The organism is Mesorhizobium sp. M1312, from assembly GCF_040318115.1.
GTDB lineage: Bacteria > Pseudomonadota > Alphaproteobacteria > Rhizobiales > Rhizobiaceae > Mesorhizobium.
In genome coordinates this window covers 345,363-367,737 of sequence record NZ_JAMYLQ010000002.1, presented here as the reverse complement: position 1 = coordinate 367,737, position 22,375 = coordinate 345,363, and the positions used below count along the sequence as shown (strand labels likewise).

At 62.7% G+C, this 22,375-nt stretch carries 20 protein-coding genes, 1 other RNA gene and 1 pseudogene; 11 read left to right on the top strand and 11 right to left on the bottom strand.

Annotated features, from left to right (window positions below):
- Window positions 1–3: 3 nt before the first annotated feature.
- From NKH36_RS04495 to tsaA, 3 genes and pseudogenes are all read right to left on the bottom strand, one after another.
- Window positions 4–964 (bottom strand): annotated as a pseudogene (locus NKH36_RS04495) (D-amino acid aminotransferase).
- Window positions 965–1,070: 106 nt separating this feature from the next.
- A complete protein-coding gene (locus NKH36_RS04490) occupies window positions 1,071–1,382 on the bottom strand; it encodes a DUF2293 domain-containing protein (RefSeq protein ID WP_352960392.1) in 312 nt (103 codons plus the stop codon).
- Window positions 1,379–1,900 (bottom strand): tRNA (N6-threonylcarbamoyladenosine(37)-N6)-methyltransferase TrmO, encoded by a 522-nt coding sequence (tsaA, locus tag NKH36_RS04485; RefSeq protein ID WP_352960390.1) that lies wholly within the window; start codon window positions 1,898–1,900, stop codon window positions 1,379–1,381. The genes NKH36_RS04490 and tsaA overlap by 4 nt, the downstream gene beginning before the upstream one ends.
- Window positions 1,901–2,043: 143 nt before the next feature.
- On the opposite strand from tsaA, the gene NKH36_RS04480 reads away from it, so the two are divergent.
- Together NKH36_RS04480 and metF are read left to right on the top strand one after the other, a co-directional pair.
- The gene (locus NKH36_RS04480; protein WP_352960388.1) at window positions 2,044–3,066 is read left to right on the top strand and encodes an ArsR/SmtB family transcription factor; all 1,023 of its coding nucleotides are present in this window, start codon (window positions 2,044–2,046) and stop codon (window positions 3,064–3,066) included.
- The gene (metF, locus tag NKH36_RS04475; protein WP_352960386.1) at window positions 3,066–3,983 is read left to right on the top strand and encodes a methylenetetrahydrofolate reductase [NAD(P)H]; all 918 of its coding nucleotides are present in this window, start codon (window positions 3,066–3,068) and stop codon (window positions 3,981–3,983) included. Before NKH36_RS04480 ends, metF begins: the two co-directional genes overlap by 1 nt.
- 484 nt (window positions 3,984–4,467) lie before the next feature.
- Here the strand turns inward: metF and NKH36_RS04470 are convergent, their stop codons facing one another.
- Window positions 4,468–5,388: a DMT family transporter gene (locus NKH36_RS04470; RefSeq protein ID WP_352960384.1), complete on the bottom strand. Its 921-nt coding sequence runs from the start codon at window positions 5,386–5,388 to the stop codon at window positions 4,468–4,470.
- Between the two features lie 229 nt (window positions 5,389–5,617).
- Between NKH36_RS04470 and NKH36_RS04465 the strand changes: the two genes are divergently transcribed.
- A complete protein-coding gene (locus NKH36_RS04465) occupies window positions 5,618–6,838 on the top strand; it encodes an alanine racemase (protein ID WP_352960382.1) in 1,221 nt (406 codons plus the stop codon).
- Window positions 6,839–6,899: 61 nt separating this feature from the next.
- Here the strand turns inward: NKH36_RS04465 and NKH36_RS04460 are convergent, their stop codons facing one another.
- Together NKH36_RS04460 and NKH36_RS04455 are read right to left on the bottom strand one after the other, a co-directional pair.
- Entirely contained in the window at window positions 6,900–8,075 is a 1,176-nt protein-coding gene (locus NKH36_RS04460) for a lytic murein transglycosylase (protein WP_352960380.1), read from the bottom strand.
- 80 nt (window positions 8,076–8,155) lie between these two features.
- Complete coding sequence (locus NKH36_RS04455) at window positions 8,156–8,947, bottom strand: glycoside hydrolase family 25 protein (RefSeq protein ID WP_352960378.1); 792 nt, start codon at window positions 8,945–8,947, stop codon at window positions 8,156–8,158.
- A gap of 239 nt (window positions 8,948–9,186) precedes the next feature.
- Here NKH36_RS04455 and NKH36_RS04450 point away from each other — a divergent pair, with 239 nt between their 5' ends.
- Complete coding sequence (locus NKH36_RS04450; RefSeq protein ID WP_352960376.1) at window positions 9,187–10,566, top strand: serine hydrolase domain-containing protein; 1,380 nt, start codon at window positions 9,187–9,189, stop codon at window positions 10,564–10,566.
- 170 nt (window positions 10,567–10,736) lie between these two features.
- On the opposite strand, the gene NKH36_RS04445 is transcribed toward NKH36_RS04450, so the two are convergent.
- From NKH36_RS04445 to NKH36_RS04435, 3 genes are all read right to left on the bottom strand, one after another.
- Window positions 10,737–11,444, bottom strand: a complete 708-nt coding sequence (locus tag NKH36_RS04445) for a class I SAM-dependent methyltransferase (protein ID WP_352960374.1) — start codon at window positions 11,442–11,444, stop codon at window positions 10,737–10,739.
- Window positions 11,441–12,688, bottom strand: a complete 1,248-nt coding sequence (locus NKH36_RS04440; RefSeq protein ID WP_352960372.1) for a BtaA family protein — start codon at window positions 12,686–12,688, stop codon at window positions 11,441–11,443. The genes NKH36_RS04445 and NKH36_RS04440 overlap by 4 nt, the downstream gene beginning before the upstream one ends.
- 82 nt (window positions 12,689–12,770) lie before the next feature.
- The gene (locus NKH36_RS04435; protein WP_352960370.1) at window positions 12,771–16,640 is read right to left on the bottom strand and encodes a hydantoinase B/oxoprolinase family protein; all 3,870 of its coding nucleotides are present in this window, start codon (window positions 16,638–16,640) and stop codon (window positions 12,771–12,773) included.
- Window positions 16,641–16,842: 202 nt separating this feature from the next.
- Here NKH36_RS04435 and NKH36_RS04430 point away from each other — a divergent pair, with 202 nt between their 5' ends.
- The 3 genes from NKH36_RS04430 to NKH36_RS04420 all read left to right on the top strand — a co-directional run bounded on the left by NKH36_RS04430 (window position 16,843) and on the right by NKH36_RS04420 (window position 18,951).
- Window positions 16,843–17,040, top strand: a complete 198-nt coding sequence (locus NKH36_RS04430) for a hypothetical protein (RefSeq protein ID WP_077383151.1) — start codon at window positions 16,843–16,845, stop codon at window positions 17,038–17,040.
- A 433-nt stretch (window positions 17,041–17,473) separates the two neighbouring features.
- Window positions 17,474–18,193 (top strand): TerB family tellurite resistance protein, encoded by a 720-nt coding sequence (locus NKH36_RS04425; protein ID WP_352960368.1) that lies wholly within the window; start codon window positions 17,474–17,476, stop codon window positions 18,191–18,193.
- Window positions 18,190–18,951, top strand: a complete 762-nt coding sequence (locus NKH36_RS04420; RefSeq protein ID WP_352960366.1) for an N-acetylmuramoyl-L-alanine amidase — start codon at window positions 18,190–18,192, stop codon at window positions 18,949–18,951. Before NKH36_RS04425 ends, NKH36_RS04420 begins: the two co-directional genes overlap by 4 nt.
- 165 nt (window positions 18,952–19,116) lie before the next feature.
- On the opposite strand, the gene NKH36_RS04415 is transcribed toward NKH36_RS04420, so the two are convergent.
- Window positions 19,117–19,425, bottom strand: a complete 309-nt coding sequence (locus NKH36_RS04415) for a hypothetical protein (protein ID WP_352960364.1) — start codon at window positions 19,423–19,425, stop codon at window positions 19,117–19,119.
- A gap of 7 nt (window positions 19,426–19,432) precedes the next feature.
- Here NKH36_RS04415 and NKH36_RS04410 point away from each other — a divergent pair, with 7 nt between their 5' ends.
- From NKH36_RS04410 to NKH36_RS04395, 4 genes are all read left to right on the top strand, one after another.
- Window positions 19,433–19,915: a lytic transglycosylase domain-containing protein gene (locus NKH36_RS04410; protein WP_352960362.1), complete on the top strand. Its 483-nt coding sequence runs from the start codon at window positions 19,433–19,435 to the stop codon at window positions 19,913–19,915.
- A gap of 59 nt (window positions 19,916–19,974) precedes the next feature.
- Window positions 19,975–20,372: RNase P RNA component class A (gene rnpB, locus NKH36_RS04405), an RNA gene on the top strand.
- Between the two features lie 185 nt (window positions 20,373–20,557).
- A complete protein-coding gene (locus NKH36_RS04400; RefSeq protein ID WP_352960360.1) occupies window positions 20,558–20,842 on the top strand; it encodes a type II toxin-antitoxin system ParD family antitoxin in 285 nt (94 codons plus the stop codon).
- A 109-nt stretch (window positions 20,843–20,951) separates the two neighbouring features.
- Complete coding sequence (locus tag NKH36_RS04395) at window positions 20,952–21,134, top strand: type II toxin-antitoxin system RelE/ParE family toxin (protein WP_352960358.1); 183 nt, start codon at window positions 20,952–20,954, stop codon at window positions 21,132–21,134.
- Between the two features lie 9 nt (window positions 21,135–21,143).
- Here NKH36_RS04395 and NKH36_RS04390 read toward each other — a convergent pair whose 3' ends face one another.
- Window positions 21,144–22,259 carry a cystathionine gamma-lyase gene (locus NKH36_RS04390; protein WP_352960356.1) on the bottom strand — a complete coding sequence of 372 codons (1,116 nt, stop codon included), beginning with the start codon at window positions 22,257–22,259 and terminating at the stop codon, window positions 21,144–21,146.
- Window positions 22,260–22,375: the final 116 nt, after the last annotated feature.

Below are 22,375 nucleotides of genomic sequence, written 5' to 3'. Positions count from 1 at the left end.
GGGTCAGGGATAGCGCACCACGCTCGACCAGGCCGAGTCTTCATGCTTCTGCCAATAGATCGCCATGAGGCGCCTGGTAATCGCGCCGACCATGCCGTCCGCGACCGGAACACCGTCGATCTTCGTCACCGGCATGATACCGCCGGCAGTCGAGGTGATGAAGACCTCGTCGGACTGACGCAGCGCAGCGACGCTGACATCGGCCGCTGTGACGGCAAGTCCTGCCTCCGCGCAGAGATCGAAGACGGTGCGGCGGGTGATGCCGGGCAGCACGCCGACGGCCGGCCGTCGACAGTTTGCCGTCATTCACGCAAAAGACGTTGAAGCCGGGTCCTTCCGCGACATTACCGTTGAAATCGAGGACCAGCGCGGTCTCGGCGCCGCGGTCATACGCGTCGTAGAGGCCTCGCACCAGGTCGAGCCAGTGATAGTTCTTGATAGCCGGGTCGATCGAACCCGGTGGGATGCGCACCTTGTCGCTGATCGCCACATGCAGGCCACGCTGCAATTGCTCGGCATTGGCGACCGAGCCGAAGGGAACGGCGAAAGCCATGAAGCGGTTGACCGCGTCGCGCGGGTCGCGGCTGAAGGTCGGCGAGGCACCGCGCGTGCACAGCATCTCGACATAAGCGGCGCGATGACCCGACAGCGCCACGCAATTTTCGAGGATCTCGGCTACGCCATCGCGGTCGAAGGGGATCGTCATGCGCAACTTTTCCAACCCGCAGAAGAAGCGGTCGAGATGCAGGTCGAGACGAAAGAATCGGCCGTTCCAGACATGCACGGTGTCATAGGTGGCGTCGGAGGGCAGGAAGCCCCAATCCAGAACCGAGATCTTGGCTTGCGACATCGGGAGATATTGCCCGTCCAGGAAGGCAACGCCATCCGGGTAGGAGTGCGGGTCTGTATGATGGGCGGAGAACTCAGGCAGGGGGTTGGCTTGCCGATCGATCGACTTGCTCATCACGTCCTCCGTCAGTCGTTCTCGCCGACCAGATGGCGGGATAGAGCGGCACGGTGGGTAATACAAGACACAGGCTGGGCTTGCCGCTGGGCCATTGAAGAACCAGCTATTCTTCCTCGTTGTCATCGAGCAGACGTGTGGCGCGCCAGCGGGTCAGCACAATGTTGATCTGTTCCATGACGAAGAAACGCGCCGAGTCGCGGTCGTAGCCCTCGGCCAGAAGCTTTTCGTAGTCAGTGTGCACATGCCGGATATGGGCTGTCGTCGCCAGCCACACGGCGATCGTCGGCGGCAAGGTCTTCATGTGTACGGCTCCGGCGTCAGCGCGGATCTTTTCCATGTCGGCATAGGGCGCCAGCGGCAGAAGGGCTGTCAGCGCCTTGGCGATGGCGCGGCGGCGGCCGGTCGGCGCACTCATCGTTCGACCCTTCCGGGCTCGTCCCGTCCGGCCATGGTTGCCTCGGGGAAGGCGTCGGTCGAGGCGAAGTAGGGCTTGATGTCGACGACCGGCGTGCCGTCGAGCACGTCGATGGCGTCGAGCTCGATGCGGCCGCTCTCGATGTCGAGGGCGACGAGCCTAGCGATATGCAGCCCGACCGGGTTCGGGCGGGCAGGGGAGCGCAGCGAAAAAACGCCTTTCGGTTCAGCGGCATGGCGGGGTTTCTGAACAATCAGGGTCCGCGGTGCGTGGTGCAGCCAGGACAGGATGATGACGTGGCTGGCGCGTTCAAGCCCGAGCAGACCCTCGCGATAAGGCTGGTCGATCGTGAGAACCGCCGGCTGTCCGGTTTCCCGCGCCGCTTTCATGTTCTTGGGGCAAGTTTCCCGCGTGGTCCAGGGCGAGGCGATACGACCGATGAAGACGACCTGGCCGTCCGGCGGCATATCGGCCGGATCGGTTTCCAGAAGCTTTTCGCCGCTGCGCGTTTCGAACATGGTTTTCGCCCCGATCATGCTTCCGGCTTTGCGCGATCCGCCACGCATGCGTCATTTTCTTGTCCGGGAGCGACATACCGCTTGCAAGGCTATCAAAATCGACATAAACATATGTTTATATCTTTTTCAAAGAGAATGCTCGCATGCACGTCGCTCTGGACACCATGGTAGATACATTGAAGGCAGCGGCCGAATCCAGCCGGCTGCGCATCCTGGCGTTGCTGTCGCGCGGCGACCTGACCGTTTCCGATCTCACCGAAATCCTCGGCCAGTCACAGCCGCGCGTCTCGCGCCACCTGAAGCTGCTGCTGGAGGCGGGGCTGATCGGCCGCTATCAGGAGGGCTCATGGGCCTTCTTCCGGCTGTCCGATTCGGACGCGGCGCGGGATTTCGTGCTCAAGCTGGTCTCCGGCATCCGCGGTGCCGACCCGCAGATCGAGCGTGATCTCGAGCGGTTGGCAGCGGTCAAGCGCAAGAGGCAGGATCGCGCCGCCGAATATTTCTCCGTAAATGCCGCAAGCTGGGACCATATCCGCTCGCTGCATGTGCCGGACCGCGCCGTGGAGACAGCGCTGCTCAAGGTCGTCGGCAAGCGGCCGTTCCAGTCGATGCTCGACCTTGGCACCGGCACCGGGCGGCTGCTCGAGATCTTTTCGCCCCTATACCGGCGCGGCGTCGGCATCGACATGTCGCGCGAGATGCTGACGGTGGCGCGCGCCAATCTCGACAAAGCCGGCATTTCCAATGCGCAGGTGCGGCAGGGCGATATTTTCGCGCCACCGGTCGAGCGCGACGCCTTCGATCTCGTTACCATCCACCAGGTGCTGCACTATCTCGACGATCCCGCCCGCGCCATCCGCGAGGCAGCAAGGCTGCTGCGTCCGGCAGGCCGGCTGGTGATCGTCGATTTCGCTCCGCATTCGCTGGAATTCCTGCGCGACGCCCACGCGCATGTGCGGCTCGGCTTTTCCGACCGGCAGATCACCGAGTGGTTTTCCGAGGCCGCGCTCGACCTCGAGGACAGCCAGGAATTCGAGCCGCGCGGTGGCAACGAGCCCAGGCTCACCGTAAAACTGTGGCTCGGCCGTGACCAGCGCATGCTGATCGCCGATCCTTCCAACCACGCACAACCGGCCAATGCCTATCCGATAGGGGAAACCGCCTGATGAACCAGTTCCGCTTTTCCCGCCGCCCTGACATTGGTGACAAGGTCAGAGTTTCGTTCGAGTTCTTCCCGCCGAAGAGCGACGAGATGGAAGCAAGGCTGTGGGACACCGTCACCCGGTTGCAGCCGCTCAAGCCGAAATTCGTCTCCGTCACCTATGGCGCCGGCGGCTCGACCCGCGAGCGCACGGCGCGCACGGTCAAGCGCATCCTCAACGAAACGGCGCTGACGCCGGCGGCGCACATGACGTGCGTCGATGCGGCGCGTCACGAGGTCGATGAGGTCATTCAGGAATTCGCCGACATGGGCGTCACCCGCTTCGTCGCCTTGCGCGGCGATCCGGCCGAGGGCGTCGGCGCCGCCTACCGTCCGCATCCGGACGGCTATGCCAATGGCGCCGAACTGGTGGGGGCGCTGAAAGGTGTCGGCGATTTCGACATCTCGGTCTCCGCCTATCCGGAAAAGCATCCGGAGAGCCCGGATTTCGCCACCGACATCGACATGCTGAAGCGCAAAGTCGACAATGGCGCGAAACGGGCGATCACCCAGTTCTTCTTCGACAATGATCTCTACGAGCGCTATGTCGAGCGGGCACGGCGGGCCGGCATCTACATACCGATCGTGCCGGGCATATTGCCGGTCCACAATTTTACCCAGGTCGCCAATTTCTCGGCGCGTTGCGGCGCGCTGGTGCCGGCTTGGATGGCCGAGCGCTTCGACGGGCTGCAGACGGACCCGCAGACGCATGCGCTGGTGGCGTCCGCGGTGGCGGCCGAGCAGGTGCTGGACCTTGTCGAGCGCGGCGTTGGCGATTTCCATTTCTACACAATGAACCGGGCCGATCTCGTCTTCGCCGTCTGCCACATGATCGGCATCCGCTCGCATGAGGCTGAAGCTGCGGGGTCTGCTGCGGCGTAAGTCTCGGCCGAGTCTCTGGAAATGCAAAAAGGCCGGGTAAAAACCCGGCCTTTTCAATGACTTGGACTATTCGGTGCTGATCTTCCGTTGCTTTGGCGGGTCTAGGGAAGAAAGCCCATAATCAGGGCTCCGATGAATGCAAACGCAGCACAGATCATCAATGCGTTGATTGGCCTCGTTAGTCCCATGTCATAGCCTCCTCTTAAAGAGCTATGGCCAGAGTCTAGGGTCATTTGTGTCACAGGCAAGCGGAAAATGTGCTGCATTGCGACGACATTGTGGAATTTACGACCGGCTCTTTGCTGTTAGACATTGAAACTCTTCGGCAAAATCCCGCTTCGGACCTGTGCATAAAATGTGACGAAGCTGGGGCAGCGATGGATATGGCAGCGCTACCGCTGCCGAAAATCGGAATCGATTTTCGGTCGATGCAAAGATTCAACGAGTTAGAGCGTCGTTGGCGCGTCCAATTGGATGCGAAGCTCTAACGCTGGCGACCGAACAGGCGGCCGTCGATGGTGACGAGGCCGAGCGCGATCAGCGCCATGCCGCCGAGCTCGAACAATTCTAGCCGTTCGCCCAGGAACAGAAAGCCGAGCAGGATGGCGCTGGCCGGCACGATGAGCGTGACCAGCGAGGCGTTGGTGGCGCCGGCCGAGGCGACGAGGTTGAAATAGAGGATGTAGGCGAACGCGGTGGACAGCAAGGCCAGCGCCAACACCGCTGCCCAGACCGGCGGCGAGGCCGAAAACAGGTTGGCACTGCCGTGGCTAAGCAGCACGATCGGGATCATGATGATGGTCGAGGCGGTCAATTGTCCAGTCGCGATGACCGGTGACGGCACGCCCTTGAAGCGGCGGGCAATCATCAGCGCAACTGCATAGGACAGCGACGCGCCGATCAGCGCGGATTTCGCCCAGACCGGACCGCCCAGCCCGGCAAGCAGGCCCGGCCCGATCATCACCGCCGTGCCGACGATGCCGAGCCCGATCCCGGCAAGCTTGTTCCAGGAGAGTTTTTCGTCTGATGTCAGCGCGTTGGCGAGGATCAATGTCCAGAACGGCGTCGTCGAATTGAGCACCGAGGCGACACCGGCGCCAAGTTCGGTCTGGCCGGCGAAGATCAGCGAGAAGGGAATGACGTTGTTGACGAGCGCCAGCAGGAAGAACAGGCCGGCATGCGGCAAGGCGAGGCGGAAGGACGGACCGCGCAGGCCGAGATAAAGATGCAGCGCCAGCGCCGCGATGGCGACGCGAAACAGCACCAGCACCAGCGGCGGAATCTCGGCAACCGCAATGCGGGCAAAAAAGAACGAGCCGCCCCAGATCGCACCGAGCAGCAGAAGCTGTGCCCAGTCTTTCAGGGCCATGGGTCCGCGCATTGCCGTCGTGGTTGTGATCGCCATGGACCGTCCTCCCAGGTGGCTCTGAATGGCAAGCCAATCAGCGTCTGTTCAGGCCATATCCTGTTTGATGGCAAGTGCCACCCGGAACCAGATCGGTAGGCTAGCTTTTCCTGTCGTCTGGCCTGCCGTCTGGCGTAGCGCCGCGGCGTCCGGCCGCGAGACATAGAATTGTTTTCATTCACGCATAGGTTGGATTAATTGTGCGCAGTCTAAGTCAAGGGATTCGTCCATGCAGCGATTCGAAAATGCGCGCGAAGCGGCGCTGGCGCTTCGCCCGGACGATCCGATCTATTGCTTCCGCCCGCAGGTGCTGAAGGCGGACGCCAGACAGTTCATGGGCATGTTTCCCGGCAAGACCGCCTATGCGGTCAAGACCAACGGCGAGCAGATCGTGCTGAAGACGCTGGTCGAGGCCGGCGTCGGCGCCTTCGACGTGGCCTCGCCCGGCGAATTCGCCGCCGTGCGCGCGGTCTCGCCCGACGCCGAGATGCTCTACATGCATCCGGTCAAGGCACAGTCGGACATCAAGCTGGCGCTGGAGAAATATGGCATCCGCGTCATCTCGCTCGACCATGAGGACGAGATCACCAAGCTGACCCGCGTAGTGCGGGCGCTCGATATCGATCCGGGTGCGATCACCGTGTTCGTGCGCATCCAGACGAAGGGATCGGCCGCCTACGAACTGTCGAAGAAATTCGGCGCCGGGCCGGCCAACGCGGTCGATCTGGCCGAACGGCTGAACCGGACGGGCTACAAGGTCGGGCTGTGCTTCCATGTCGGCAGCCAGATCGAGGATCCCGACACCTACGAGCGGGCGCTGGCCTCGGCCGACTGGGTGCGCAACCGCGTCAGCTTTGACATTGCCGGGCTCGATGTCGGTGGCGGTTTTCCCGCCGAATACGGCCATGATCCCAACCGCAAGCAGATCGAGATGCCGTCGCTCGGCCAGATCATGTCGCGGCTGTCGGGGGATCTGAAGGAATACCAGTTCGATCAGATGCCGCTGGTGGCGGAACCGGGCAGGGTGATCGTGGCGCGCTGTCTGTCGCTGATCGTGCGCGTGCTGCTGCGCAAGGGCAAGCGGCTCTACATCAATGATGGCATCTGGGCGTCGCTGTCGGATTCATGGACCGGCAAGATCACGCTGCCGGCGCGCTTCATTCCAGACCCGGCGATCCGCTCGCGCAATGGCGAGGAAAAGACCATCGTGCCGTTCAAGGTCTGCGGCGCAACCTGCGATTCCGTTGACATCCTGTCGCGGCCGTTCTGGCTGCCGGAAACGGTCGATACCGGCGACTGGATCGAGATCGGCCATATCGGCGCCTATTCGCTGTCGCTGAGGACACGGTTCAACGGCTTCTATCCCGACACCTTCGTCGAGGTGACGACGCCGTTCGATGAGGGCGACGCGCCACAAGGGTTTGCCAGCCTGGAGACGATGGCGGACTAGGCTGCAGACACATCACGCCGTTCGATGAGGGCGGCGCGCCGCTTTTCACGTCGATATTCTCTTACAGCTTCGCCAAAAGCTCCGGTGTCGGCCAGCCGTCGACGGGCAGGCCTAGCCGCATCTGCTCCTTGCGGATCGCCTCGCGGGTGTTGGTGCCCAGGATGCCGTCGACCGTTCCCACGTCATAGCCTTTGGCCTCGAGCTTTGTCTGCAAGGCCTTCATCTGGTCGCCCTTGAGGCCGGGTTCGGGATTGCGCGGGTCGAATTGCGGTGCGCCCGCCAGCCGCGCGGCGAGATTTGCCGCGGTCAGCGCATAGGTGAAGGATTGGTTCCACTCGAGGTAGACGTCGAAATTGTCGTAGACGAGGAAGGCTGGCCCCTTGCGGCCCATGGGCAGCGCGAGACCTGCCTTCAGGCCGTTGTCGACAAGCGGCGTGCCGTTCGGGTTGGTGACACCCCACTGAGCCCACTGCGTCAGCGGCAGCTTGTTGGTGCGGCCGGTCTGGTCCCATGGCAAGTCGTCGGGCACGCGAACTTCCTCGATCCAGGGCTGGTCGCGTTTCCAGCCGCGCGACATGATCTTGTTGGCCGTGGTCATGATCACGTCTGGCGCGCTGCCGCGCAGGTCGATCACTTCGTCGCCGTCGCCGTCGACCCCGCGGCCGAGATAGTCGGAAGGCAGCATCTGCGTCTGGCCGATTTCACCCGCCCAGGCCCCGGTGACGTCGGCCGGCACGACGCCGCGATCGATCAGTGTCAGCAATGGCACGATCTGCGGCCGGAAGAGCTGCGGGCGACGACAGTCGTGAGAGAGCGTGACCAGTGCGTTCAGCGTGTGGAAATCGCCCTGCACGGCGCCGAAATCGGTTTCGAGCGCCCAGAAGGCGGCAATGACCGGGGCCTGAACGCCGAATTCGCGATCGGCGCGGGCAAAGACGTCGGCATAGTGTTTTAGGATGACCGCGCCCTGCTTCAGCCGGTAGCCCGAAATCATACGGTTCGAGAACTCGACGAAGGTCTGGGTAAAGACGCCTTGGGAGCGGTCGCGCGCCAGCACTTTTTCATCGGCGGTGGCGTTTTCCAGCGCCTCAAGGCCGGCAGTGCCGACGCCGGCGTTCCTGGCCTCCGCCGCCACGCCCTGCTTCCATGCCTCGAAATCGCCGCCGCATTGCTGTGCCACCGCTGGCGCGGTGGCGGCCAGAAGCAGCGCCGCGAGAATTTCCAAGCGCAATCGCATCGCCATCCTTCCAAGAAGATTACCGGCGGTTGCAGGCGTCCTTCACTGGCTGTGTCGAAAAGCAGGCGGCAGCCCCGCTGTCAACGGGTGTTCTGCCGCAGCCACTTGTTCCAGGCGGCTTCCGAGCCGTTGAAGACATTGATATCGGCCTTGCCCCTTATGCCCGGCACAACGCCGGTTCCGGTGTACTGCCAGAAAGTGAAGGGGTGGCTGCCGTATCTCTTGCGCGGATGCCCGGCCACCGAACGCAGCCAATAGGGGTAGCCGCGGAAAGCCGACAAACCGTTGTCCTCGAAGAAATCGATCGAGGTGTAGATGATCGGCTTCTTGCCATAGTGTCTTTCGACGATTTCGAGGAATGCGCTCATCTCGCTGCGCACCGTGGCCGCATCGGGCCGCAGCTTGCAGGTCGGTGATTGCGGGTTCCATTCCATGTCGAGAACCGGCGGCATCGCCGAGCGGTCTTTGGGCACGTTCTTGATGAACCAGCGCGCCTGCGTGGCGGCCGGCGTGCAAAAATAGTAGAAATGATAGGCTGCGCGCGGAATTCCCGAAGCTTTCGTACGGCTCCAATGCTCGTCGAAATATTCGTCGAAGCGATCGCCGCCTTCCGTCGCCTTAATGAAAACGAAGGAAATGCCGCTGGCCCTGGCCGCCGGCCAATCGACCGAGGTCTGGTATTTGGAGACGTCGGTGCCGTGAACGGCATAGCTCCACGGCGCGCCGCTTTCCCACTCATGCGGGTCGGAGTCGTCAAAACGGGGTGCACGCACCGCAACGGTCGGGGCGCTCGGCAGCGACGGCGCAAGATCGTCGACGGTCGAGCAGGCGCCCAGCAGCGCCAGCATGATGAAAGCCGCGAAACGGCGCATCGCTACTCCTGAACCGGTTTCAGCCGGCCGCTGATGGGTTGTTGCTGCAGGTGGCCCCTCGACAGTACCCCCCAAGCGATCACCCCACAGGACCGCTCATTACCTCCAGTGATCGCCGATCCTGGTTGATAACAGGTTGACGGCGTTCGACAAGAGCCAAGATTTTGCCGAAGCAATGGCGGCAAATCGATGGCACAAATCGAGCTGGAATCCATGCGCGGGAAATATGGGGCGGAAAGATGCGGATCGTTCTTAAGGTCCTCAAATGGCTACTGGGGCTCGTCGTGCTGGCGGTCGTCGCACTCGCCGCCTGGCTGTATTTGGCGCCGCCGGAACTGATCCGCGTCGGCTCGGGTTATACAGCCAAGATCGTTTGCTCGAATGTCTTTATCGCCGGACGCGATGCCGATGAGGTGCTCGCCGTCGACGTGCAGGCGCCGGGCCATCCGCTGCTGCGGCTGATGAGGGTCTCCGTCGACAAGGAGCAGGGCACGGTCTCGGCGGGGCTGTTCGGCGTGTTCGGCAAAAGCGTCGCGGTCGTTCGTGACGGGCTCGGCTGTGCTTCGGTTCCGGACGGCAACATCGCCACGGCCAAAGCAGTCGCCGGGCCGGCCCTGACACCGGCGTCGCCGCTCGATGCACTCTGGCCGGGCGGCGACAGGGTCGATGCCTCGCAGAACCCCGAAATCGCGAAAATCCTCGACGATCCTGCAATGACCGGCGCCGGTATGCGGGCGGTGGTAGTGGTCAAGAACGGCCGCATCATCGCCGAGCGTTATGGCGAAGGCTTTACCGAAAAGACGCCGCTACTTGGCTGGTCGATGACCAAGACGGTAAATGCCGCGATCGTTGGCACCGTGGTGAAGGACGGCAAGATGGTGATGACGAACCAGGGCCTGTTCGGACCATGGAAAACGGACGGCCGCGCCGCCATCAGTCTCGCCGACATGATGGCGATGTCGAGCGGGCTGGAGTTCAACGAGGATTATGGCGACGTCACCGACGTCACGCGGATGCTCTACCTCGAGCCTGATATGGCAGGCTTTGCCGGATCCAAGTCGCTGACCGGCGAGGTCGGCGAAATGTTTTCCTATTCGAGCGGCACGGCAGTGATGCTGTCGCGGCTCTGGCAGGACGCGATCGGCGACAAGAACAAGGTGCTGGCGTGGCCAAGGGTTGCACTGTTCGACCCGCTCGGCATGCAGAGCGCGCTACTGGAGACCGACGAGCACGGCACGTTCGTGGGTTCGTCTTATCTCTACGCCACCGCGCGCGACTGGGCGCGCTTCGGCCAATTCCTGCTGCAGGACGGCGTCTGGAACGGCAAGGAGGTCCTGCCTGCGGGCTTCGTCGCCTGGATGCGGGAAGCTGCTCCCGCCTCGAAAGTCTACGGCAGGGGCCAGGTGTGGATCGAGGGGCCGGGCGACGAGGAGAGCCCCGGCTCCGGCGTCGCTGCGGGCCTGCCAAGGGATACTTATTGGATGGAAGGCCATGACGGGCAGACGGTCGCCATCATCCCCTCGGAGCAGCTGGTGGTGGTGCGGCTCGGCCTGACGCCGGCCAAGCTCGGCTACCGCCCGCAGATCATGCTGGCAGCGCTGGTGAAGGCGCTGCATTAGCTGTGTTGATATTCAAGTGATGCCGGCCTGCGAACGGCGGTTTCCTGCGCTTCCGGTGCTCACGTACCCAAAAGTACGCTCCGCTCTGGTTCTCGGAAACCACCTGTTTGGTCGCTTCGCGCCCGTCTTCGACTCTGGCTCGGCCTGACCTGAATCTCGACACACCTAAGCTATTTGCGCGGTCCGACCACGGCGAGCCACGCATAGCCGTGATACAGTGTTCTGAACCGAAGGCATGCGCCGATCCGCTCGGATTGCGATGCCATAACCGCGCGCAGGGCCGCACGCGGCTCAACGTGAAATTTCTTCAGCCAGCCGCGCAGCAGCGTGCGGAACCAGCGGGGCAGGGCCTCCTGCTGGCCAAAATCGACGACGTGCAGCGAGCCGCCGGGCGACAGGGCTGCAAATGCCGCGGAAACCGTCTTCTCCCAATCGGGGATCATCGACAGCGAATACGAGACAAAAATGCGGTCGAAACTTTCGATGGCAAACAGGGCCTTCGCGTCGAAATCGGTCGCGTCGCCGCGCGCCAGCTTGACGCGGTCGGACAGGCCTTCGCGGGCGATGGCAGCAGTGGCTGTTTCCAGCATTTCCGCCGAAATATCGAGACCGAAGAAGCGGGCGTGGGGATAGCGGCGGGCGGCGAGGATGATGTTGCGGCCGGTGCCGCAGCCGAGTTCGAGCACGGTGCCGCCGGCGGGCACGTCCAGCCCTGATATCAGCCGGTCGCGGCCGAGCAGGTAATATTTGCGGGTCAGGTCGTAGAGGTGGCGCTGCCAGCGGTAGACGCCGTCCATCAGCTCGGCGTGCCCGGCCGGCGGTTCGGCGTGCCCGGCCGGCAGTTCGCCGTGCCTGGCCGGTAGTTCGGTCGTGCTCATGCGGCCTGCTTCACATAGAGGTGGAAGCCGCCATAGATGGCCGAACGGTCGCGGGCCGAGAATTCGCGCGACGCCTCGTCCGCATAGCTCCACTGGTCGAGCAGCGAATTCGAGACCCGACCGGGCAACAGGCTGGGCTCGGCCGCGGTGCGGAAGATGACGCGGGCACCAGTCGACGCGGTGCGGGTGATTTCGGCCCACAGCGCATTGAGCTGATCGTCGGTCATCCAGTCCTGCGCGTCGAGCAGGACGAAGCGGTCGACCGAACCGGCATCTTTGCCGGCAAGGAATTCGATCAGATTGGCATGGTGGATGGCGACGCGGTCGGCATTGTTGCGGATCGTCTTGTAGTTGCGCTTTTCGAGATAGGCGGGCAGCGCCGCCTCGCCGGGTTTGGGATAGCGGCGGGCAAAAGCCTGCCAGGCGAAATAGTTGTTCTCCAGCGGAAAATCGCAGGCGAGCTTTTCCAACCGGGCCTTCAGCACGCTGGCCATGGTGCCGTCGCCCGAGGTGATCAGCGAATCATACTGGGCCGGCGGAATGCCGAGCCCGAACAGCGAGGCTTTTCGCGAGGTGGCCCATTTCAGCAGCGGTTTTTCGAAGACCGGGGCCAATTCCTCGTCGAAGAAGCGGCGCTGGTCGGCAAGGCTTTTGGCTTGCATGATGCCGGCCGGATCGACGCCGAAGAATTTCGCGGTGCGATGGCCCATGGCAATGAACAGGCCGAGCAGCCCGGTCTGATAGAAATTACGATCGAAGACGGCGATGCGGCGACGGCGGCGCCAGTTGCGATGTTCCCGATAATGGCGGCTGACCGGGTCGAGATGCGGCGCGATGAAGCGGTCGTAGGCTTGCGAATTGTGACGGGTCTCGGCAGCGCCGAAGAAACGGAACAGGTCACCCTGGGACGGCAGATGGCGCACCGCCTCCAGCTTCATGCGGTTCAGCGCGATATGGGCGGCATTGAGATCGACGGCATCGATCCGTTCCGGCGACCGGGTGAGATAGGCGAGGATGTTGCAGCCGCCCGAGGCGATGGTGACGACGCGATGGCCCTGGCCAAGCTGCATCGCCTCCATGTCGACGTCTGGGTCTTCCCAGATCTGCGGGTAGACGAGGCCGGAAAACAGCAACGCGAAGAGCCGCTCGGAGAGGCCGGCCTTTGACAGCGGGCGGTTCTGGTAGACGGCCTTGCCAACTTCCTTGCCGCGGCGAAAAACCAGTTCTCCGGAAAGATCCGTCATGACAAGGCGATTCCCCGTTTGCTCTGGCGCAAGCGGGTAACGCAGGTGGATGACAGGCGGGTGACAGTCTGTTGAGGCGAGCTCAGGCCTTGCCGAAACCACCCGGCGTCGGTGTCGTCACGATGATGGCTTCACCGGCCTCCAGCACGGTCTGGTCGCAAGCCTTCAGGACTTCGATGCGGCCGTCCTTGCGGCGGACCTTGGTCGAGCCGACCTCGCCATCGCCGCCGCCGTCCAGGCCTTGCGGCGGGCGGTTGCGATGTGAGGACAGAATGGCGCACTCCATTTTTTCAAGGAAACGGATGGTGCGCTTGGTGCCGTCGCCGGCACTCCATTTGCCTTTGCCGCCGGAGCCTTCTCGGATGCGGAAATCCTCGAGCAGGACGGGGAAACGCAGTTCCAGCACTTCCGGGTCGGTCAGGCGCGAATTGGTCATGTGGGTGTGGACGCCGGAGGTGCCGGCAAAGCCGCGACCGTTGTTCATCCGGCCTGCCGGCGAGCCGGAGCAGATCGTCTCGTAATACTGGTACTGCTTGTTGCCGAAGGTGAGATTGTTCATCGTGCCCTGCGCGTTGGCCATCGCGCCCATGGCGCCGAACAGCGCGTTGGTGACATGCTGGGAGGTCTCGACATTGCCGGCAACGACCGCGGCAGGGTAGGTGGGCTTCAGCATTGAGCCATCGGGGTTGATGATGTTGATGGGTCTCAGGCACCCGGCATTCATCGGGATCATGTCCTCGACCATGACGCGGAAGACGTAGAGCACGGCTGCGCGGGCGACCGGCTCGGGAGCGTTGAAATTGTTCTTCATGACCGGCGACGTGCCGGTGAAGTCGACGGTCGCCTCACGCTTTTTCCGGTCGACTGATATCTTCACTTTGATCATCTGGCCGGTGTCGGTCGGATACTCGTATACAGAACTGTCGGGCAGCCGCTCCAACACGCGGCGCACGCTTTCGGCTGCGTTGTCCTGGACGTGACCCATGTAGGCCTCGACGACATCGAGACCGAAATGCGTGACCATCTTGCGCAGTTCAGCAACGCCCTTTTCGTTGGCGGCAATCTGCGCCTTGAGGTCGGCGATGTTCTGGTGCGGATTGCGTGCCGGGTAGGGGTGGTCGGTGAGCAGCGTCTCCAGTTCCTTCTCGCGGAACCGGCCGCGATCGACGATGCGGAAATTGTCGAACAGCACGCCTTCTTCGTCGACGGTGGTGGCAAGCGGCGTCATCGAGCCGGGCGCCGTGCCGCCGATGTCGGCATGATGGCCGCGTGAGGCGACGTAGAAGAGGATCTCCCCCCCCCTTGAGGGGGAGGTGCCGCCGAAGGCGGCGGTGGGGGTCTCCTCAGAAGGCACCGCCGGAACGTCGAGCACTGCCGCAGCGACCCCACCCGGCCGCTCCGCGGCCACCCTCCCCTCGAGGGGGAGGGAAAAGACCGGCGTCACCACCGTGATATCAGGCAGATGCGTGCCGCCATTATAGGGCGCGTTGAGGGCAAAGACGTCGCCCGGGTGGATGTCGCCCGAGTTCAGCCGGATGATGGTTTCCACGGAGCGGTCCATGGAGCCGAGATGCACCGGCATGTGCGGCGCGTTGGCGACCAGCGCGCCATGACGGTCGAAGACGGCGCAGGAGAAATCCAGCCGTTCCTTGATGTTGACCGAATAGGCGGTGTTCTGCAGCGTCACGCCCATCTGTTCGGCGATCGACATGAACAGGTTGTTGAAGACCTCCAGCATGACCGGATCGGCCTCGGTGCCGAGCGCCGCCTGCCGACGCTTTTTCTCGATGCGGCGCAAGAGCACGTGGTTCTTGGCGGTGATCTCGGCCTGCCAGCCCGGCTCGACGACGATGGTCTGGTTCGGCTCGATGATCAAAGCAGGGCCGGCAATCTTGTTGCCCGGTTTCAGTGTCTCGCGAGGAAAGATATTGGCGTCGCGCCAAGCGCCGTCGGCGAAGATCTTCCTATTCTCCACAGGGTTTACGGCGATCTCCACAAGGGCTAAATCACTTTCCTCGCGGCCGGTGCCGCCGGTGTCGATGCCTTCGACGCCGACCGATTCCACGATCATCGGCTTGTCGTCATAGACGAAACCGAACTGCGCCTTGTGGACCGTTTCGAAATCGCCCTTGGCCCGCTCAATCGAGCCGTGCTCGAAATTCACGGGCAATGCAGTGTCGGTGCCGTCGTAGCGGACCTGCAGCACTGGTTTCCAGACGACGGATTCCCCGGCGATGCCTTGCGCGGCAAGCTCGTCGATGACAGCCTTTCGCAATGTCGCGATGAGGTCGTCGATCGCCGGCCTGGAGTCTTCCGCCAGTGGTTTCAGCAGCGCCTGCTGGCGCGACGAAAAAATCGAGGACAGGCCGATACCATAGGCCGACAGCAGGCCGGAGAAAGGATGGATCAGCACCGCTTCCATGCCGAGTGCGTCGGCAACGAGGCAGGCGTGCTGGCCGCCGGCGCCACCAAAACAGTTCAAGAGATATTCGGTGACGTCGTAGCCGCGCTGCACGGAAATCTTTTTGATGGCGTTGGCCATGTTTTCGACGGCGATGGTGACGAACCCTTCGGCGACCGCTTCCGGTGAGCGGCCGTCGCCGATTTCGGCTGCCAGTGCTGCGAATTTCTCGCGCACGGTTTGCACGTCGAGCGGCTCGTTCTGGCCGGGTCCAAAAATGGCCGGAAAGAAGTCGGGTTGCAGCTTGCCCAGCATGACATTGGCATCGGTGACGGCCAGCGGCCCGCCGCGCCGGTACGCGGCCGGGCCGGGATTAGCGCCGGCCGAATCCGGCCCGGCGCGAAAGCGCCCGCCCTCGTAATGCAGGATCGAGCCGCCGCCGGCGGCGACGGTGTGGATGCGCATCATCGGCGCGCGGATGCGCACGCCGGCAACCTCGGTGTCGAAGGCGCGCTCATAGTCGCCGTCAAAATGGGCGACGTCGGTAGAGGTGCCGCCCATGTCGAAGCCGATGACCTTGTCGAAACCGGCGAGTTTCGCGGTCTCGACCATGCCGACGACGCCGCCGGCCGGACCGGACAGCAACGCGTCCTTGCCCTGAAACATGTCGGCAGCGGTGAGACCACCCGACGACATCATGAACATGAGACGGGGGCTATCCCTTCCCCTCGAGGGGAGGGTGGCGGCGGAGCCGCCGCGTGGGGTCGGCTCGACCGGGTTCGGCGCGCTGGCGGTGCCTTCTGAGATGACCCCCTCTGGCTGCTGCGCAGCCATCTCCCCCTCAAGGGGGGAGATGGCGCCCAGCTCTTCCGCCACCTTCTGCACATAGCGCGACAGAATCGGCGACAAATAGGCGTCGACCACTGTGGTGTCGCCGCGGCCGACCAGCTTGATGAGCGGCGAGACCTCGTGGCTGACCGAGACTTGGCGAAACCCCAGTTTTCTGCAGACTTTTGCAACCGCCTTTTCGTGGTCGGGATATTTCCAAGCATGCATGAAGACGATCGCCACGGCGTCGATGCCGTCGGCCCTGGCCTGTTCGATGGCCGGACGCATGGCGGCGATGTCGAGCAGCCGTTCGACGCCGCCGTCGGCGCGCACGCGCTCGTCGACTTCGATCACGCGCTCGTAGAGCTGCTCGGGAAGAATGATCTCCTTGGCGAAGATGTCGGGCCGCGCCTGATAGGCGATCCTCAGCGCGTCGCGAAATCCCCTGGTGATGAGCAGCAGCACACGGTCGCCCTTGCGCTCCAGAAGCGCGTTGGTAGCAACGGTGGTGCCCATCTTGATGTCGCCGATCAGGCCGGACGGGATCGGCGCGCCGGATTTTAATCCGAGCAGTTCGCGAATGCCCTGGATGGCGGCGTCGGCATAGGCTTCTGGATTCTCGGACAGCAGCTTGCGCGGGTGCAGCCCGCCTTTCGGGTCACGGCCGATGACATCGGTGAAGGTGCCGCCGCGGTCGATCCAGAAATCCCATTTGGCGGTCACGGCAGCTCTCCCAGGCATTTTATTTATTCAATATGTTTAATTTGCCATGGCTTGGTGTTAGTTCGCCACGGCTTCGCCGGCAACGGCAAAAGCAGGATGATGTTACATGCGGAAACGCAACGTTATGAAACTCATGGGCGCCTGATGCATTCTGTCCTCGATCGTCACCCGCTAGCGGGGGCGTGATTAGAGGAGAGATGTCATGAAGAAACTCATTCTTGCGTCGGTTTCGGCGCTTGCCCTGCTTGGCGTTGCGGCTTGCAGCGACAGCGGCACGAGCGGGGACGCCACAACCACGCAGAGCACCAATCCGCCGGCAAACGAACAGCCAATGCAGCCGGCTCCTGACGCAACGAAGCCGGCCGAGCCGGCTCCGGCACAGCCTGCGCCGGCGCAGTAGTTCTCATGTGATGAACAGAAGGCCGGCATCCTGCCGGCCTTCTGACTTCAGGACACGCGCCTTGCGGCCATCGCCGCAAGCAGCACAGTTTCGCCTCACTTTTTCGCCAGCAGAGACGCCGAAACGGCAAGGTGACGAAGGCTTGCAGCAATTGTACCTCGCTGACACGGGCAGACGACCTACCAGCCCGGCATTTTCCGCGCCAGTTTCCCCGAGATAGCCGAAGCTCGCCGCCAGAGCGGCAACGAACAGCAAGATGTCACAAGGCTGTGGCTTCGCACGCCATGGCCGGGGGTCGCGGTTGCCGTCTGTTGGTTTTCCATGATCGACGGGCGGCGCCGGCTGCTTCCGGCGTCCCGCGAAATCGGTTCGGCCGGCCCTGCGGCATTGTCTTCGCTTGATAGCGGTGGCCGGTTAGCCGTAATAGGTGCTCATGTCGATTTGGGATCGCCTCGGCGACTTCATCACCCGCGTTTCGTCCTCAACCTCGTCGGGTGTCGCCGACGTCGTCGAGGCCGTGCGCACGGTTTTCTCCGGCGACCCCGATCTGCGCCGGCGCGTCGCCTTCTCGGTGGCGATGATCGCGCTGTCGGCCAAGATGGCCAAGGCCGACGGCATTGTCACGCAGGACGAGGTGCGCGCCTTCCAGCAGATATTCGAAGTGCCGAAGGACCAAACGCGCAATGTGGCGCGACTCTACGATCTGGCCAAGCGCGACATCGCCGGCTTCGAGACCTATGCCGCGCGCATGGCTCAGCTTTGCGGCTCCGGTCATTCGAACTGCAAGATGCTGGAGGATATTCTCGACGGGCTGTTCCACATCGCCAAGGCCGACGGGCTGGTCCACGAGCGCGAAGGCCAGTTCCTGCATCGTATCGCCGAGATCTTCCGGATCGAGGAGGCGCATTACCAGAGCATTCTGGCCCGGCACGTCGACCTGGGTGCGGCCGACCCCTATGTCGTGCTTGGCATCGAGCGGGGAAAAACGTTCGAGGAGGTCAGGAAGCGTTATCGCAAGCTGGTTTCGGACAACCATCCCGACCGGCTGATCGCACGCGGCCTGCCGCAGGAATTCATCAAGATCGCAACGAGCAGGATAGCGGCGATCAATGCGGCCTACGAGATGATCGAACGAGGCCTGCGGCACGCATGAGCGGCTTCCCGCCCGACGAGCCGAGCGCCGAGGTAAGGGTATCGCCGAATTTCGGTCCACGACGCGATAAGCCCGACATGATCGTGCTGCACTACACCGGCATGCAGACCGGCGCCGGCGCCGAAGCATGGCTGTGCGATCCGGCCAGCGAGGTCTCGTCGCATTATATCGTCCATGAGGATGGCCGCATTATCCAGATGGTCAGGGAAAGCGACCGTGCCTGGCATGCCGGCAAGAGTTCGTGGTTCGGACGCACCGACATCAACTCCTGTTCGGTCGGCATCGAGATCGTCAATCCGGGGCATTTGCTGGGCTATCGGAATTTTCCGAAACGGCAGATCGATGCCGTCATCGGCCTTTGCAAGGGGATCGTCCAGCGCCATTCCATTCCAGCTCAACGGGTGCTCGCCCATTCCGACGTGGCGCCGGGACGCAAGATCGACCCCGGCGAGAAATTCCCTTGGAAAACGCTGTTCGAGGCCGGTGTCGGCCATCTCGTCGAAGCGGCACCCCTCAGGCGCGGCGCGGTGCTGAAGGCCGGCGATGCGAATGCCGAGGTCAAGGCGTTGCAATCGATGCTGGCGCTCTACGGTTATGGCGTAGAGATATCAGGCAATTTTGACCGGCATACCGAAATCCTGGTCGAGGCTTTTCAACGGCACTTCCGCCAACGCAAAGTGGATGGCGTGGCCGACGGATCGACAATCCGCACGCTGGAAAGGCTGCTTGCCTCCGTGGGGGCAGTCCCGTCCAAGTAGTCTTTTCCTAGCCGTTGAGTTACAGCCTGTCACTCAAAGTGACTTGCCCCGCCTTTTTTGCCGCCAATTCGGTCGTCAAAGGCGATCCGTGCAAGTTGTCGGACCTACAGCCTCCCAGATGTTCCGATGTTGATTGGCGTAGCTGCGTGAAGTTCTTCGCGCGGTTCAAACAGAACAGGATCCCATGCAGAAATTGACCGTTTTAACGGCAGCTGTTGCTGCCGGCGTAATGAGTTTTGCCATCGGTGCGGCGAATGGCGCGCCACTGAGCCAGCGAGCCGACCAGGGTTTCATTACCGCGTTCGATAAAACTGCCACGCCGAAAGCCGGCCAAGATGCGAAGGAAAAAAGCACAGCCTCAGCAAAGGCGGAGACTGCTGCGGTAAAAGTGAAAAAGCCAGCATCCGCAAAGGCGGAAAAAGCGGCTGCAGTAAAGGTGAAAAAGCCAGTCTCTGCAAAGAAGGCAGTCTCCAAGCGACATGTGAAGCGTAACAGGACCCGCATCGACCAGGCGACGACGGCGTCGATCGGCCGGCAAAGCCGGGCGGCGGCGCCGAAGGCGGCGGCCGCTGGCGGCAGTGGCCAGTATGCGACGATCATCGAGCGTCATGCGGCCAGCAACGGTGTGCCGGTCTCGCTCGCCAAGGCCGTCATCATGATCGAGAGCAGTTTTCAGCCGAACCAGGTCGGCAGCGCCGGTGAGATCGGCCTGATGCAGATCAAGCCTTCGACGGCGCGGATGATGGGTTACAGCGGCTCGATCAAGGGCCTCTACGATCCCGAGACCAACATCAAATACGGCATGAAATACCTCGCCATGGCGCGGAACCTCGGCGACGGGACGACCTGCGGCACGATCCTGAAGTACAATGCCGGCCATGGCGCCAGGCGGATGAACCCGATTTCCGCGGCCTATTGCGGCAAGGTCAAAGTGCAGTTGGCCGCGCTTGGAGCGCCCGCGTAATAAGCCGGAACCTGCTTTTTTGTTTGCGTTTTCGGACGTGAACCCCTTTATACGCCTTGCCAGCTGGCTGGGCGGCCGCACCCGCGAAGCCGAAAGGCTGCGGGTGAGGAAAGTCCGGGCTCCATGGAGACACGGTGCCGGTTAATGGCCGGCGGGGGCGACCCTAGGGAAAGTGCCACAGAAAGCAAACCGCCACGGTTTACCGTGGTAAGGGTGAAAGGGTGGGGTAAGAGCCCACCGCGCGACTGGCAACAGGAGCGGCACGGTAAACCCCACCGGGAGCAAGACCGAATAGGGACGGTGCGAGGGGAAACCCTCGAGGGCTGTTTCCGGCTCACCGTCCGGGTAGGTTGCGTGAGGTGCATGGCAACATGCGCCCAAGATGAATGGCCGCCACGTTCTCGCGCCGCAAGGGGCGAGGGCCATACAGAACCCGGCTTACAGGCCAGCTGGCAATCTTCGTCCAGATTCTACAAGGAAATTCCCTGATATCAGCAGGTTGCGTCTTCGGGCGCGCCTGCTGGTTCAGGCGCTTCATTGACTGAATCAGCTTTCACTGGGCTGTGCGCGAAAGCAAGCGTTTCTTGAAACTGGCGCGATTAAATCGTGCCTTCCTAGTGCCGATGGTATTAGGAGCGCATCATGGGCCAGGTCGACAAACGCAGCATCACGCTTTCGCCGGAACTGGCGGCGGCGGTCGACGATGTGGTCGCCGCCGGCGAATACGCTTCGGCGAGCGAGGTGATCCGCGACGCACTCAGGCAGTGGAAAGACCGGCGCGACCTGCACGGCTACACGGTCGAGGAGTTGCGCAAGCTGGTGCAGGAAGGGATCGACAGCGGACCGGCGCTGGACGGGCCGCCAATCATGGAACGACTGCGCGCCAAATATCTGAAAATAGCCGAGACCAAAGGCCTTGAGGAGTGAAATACCGCCTGCTTCCTCAGGCATTAGTCGATCTTGAACTTATCGGCGACTACATTGCCGAACACAATCCTAATGCGGCGATCCGCCTCGTGAATATATTCGAGAGGCGTTGGGATTTGCTGACCCTGCATCCCTTCTCAGGCGCCGCACGCGCGAAGACATTGCGGCCGGCATCCGCCATCTGGTCGTCGGCGAATATCTCACCTTGTATCGTGTCGGCGAGGATGCAGTCGAGATCCTGCGCGTGCTGCATGGCCGGCGCAATATCGAAGCCGACGATCTGGCTTCGTGATCGGTTCGTTCAGCCGCCGATGCCGTCCAGCGACGCTTCGATCGCCTGCCAAAGCTCTTCCACCGGTTCGCAGCCGACCGACAGGCGAACGAAGCCGGGCGGAACAGCGTCTCCTCTTTTTGCTCGCCGTTCCGCCGACGCATGCACGCCTCCGAACGACGTCGCCGCCTGCATCAATGCGCAGTTGTTGATGAAATCCTCGGCCTTGTCCTCCGATGCCAGCACAAACGAGATGAGAAAGCCGAAGCGCTCCATCTGGGCGCGGGCAAGATTGTGCGATGGATCGCTTTCCAATCCGGGAAAGCGCAGACCGCTGACAGCGGGGTGGCCTTGCAGCCGCCGCGCGATGACTTCGGCGGAAGAACACATGCGGTCGAAACGCACGTCGAGCGTTTCCAAGCCGCGATGCACAAGCCACGCCTCGAACGGCCCGGGAATGGCGCCCGACGTCTCTCGCCAGCCGGACACGGCGGCGATGATGTCGGCATTGCGGCTGGCGACATGGCCGAACAGGACGTCGGAATGGCCATTGGGCGCCTTGGTATCGGCGGCAATGACGATGTCGCCGCCGAGATCGAGCGGGCGTTGGCCGAAGGGCGTCATTGTCGTGTTGTCGACCACCAGGATCGCGCCGGCTTTGTGCACGGCTTCGGCGACAGCCGTAATGTCGCAGATATCCAGTCCCGGATTGGCGGGAGTTTCGACGAAGGCCAGCCGGTATCCATCGAAGCCGCCGTCGAGGAAGGTCGATGTCGGCCGGACATCGTGGGCGACGCCGAAAGGTTTTAGGAAACCGTCCGCCAGCGCCCGCGTGGTGTGATAGCCGTCCGACGGCAGCAGGATTCGGTCGCCGGATTTCAGCAACCCAAAAAACACCGCCGAGATCGCAGCCATTCCCGAGGGGAAGGCAACGCATGGCGCGCCTTCCAGATGCGCGAGCATATGTTCGACCGCGTCCCAGGTCGGATTGCTGAAGCGGCCATATTGATCAAACCCGGTGGCGTCGCCGGGTGCGTGAAAAATGGCGGCCATGGTTAGGGGCAGGGGAATTGGGTCGCCCTTGGCAAGCCTGCCGCGACGCAGATGGGGAAGTGCCGCCGCGCGGGACTTGGCTGTTTCGGACATGGATTTCAACCTTGTTTCTGACCGAGAAAGACAGGCTGACGCTATGCGTGGCGGCGATCCGCGGCAAGCCGCCTCCGGTTAGGCCAAGCGGTCTAAACGCTTCGTTAGGCTTAATG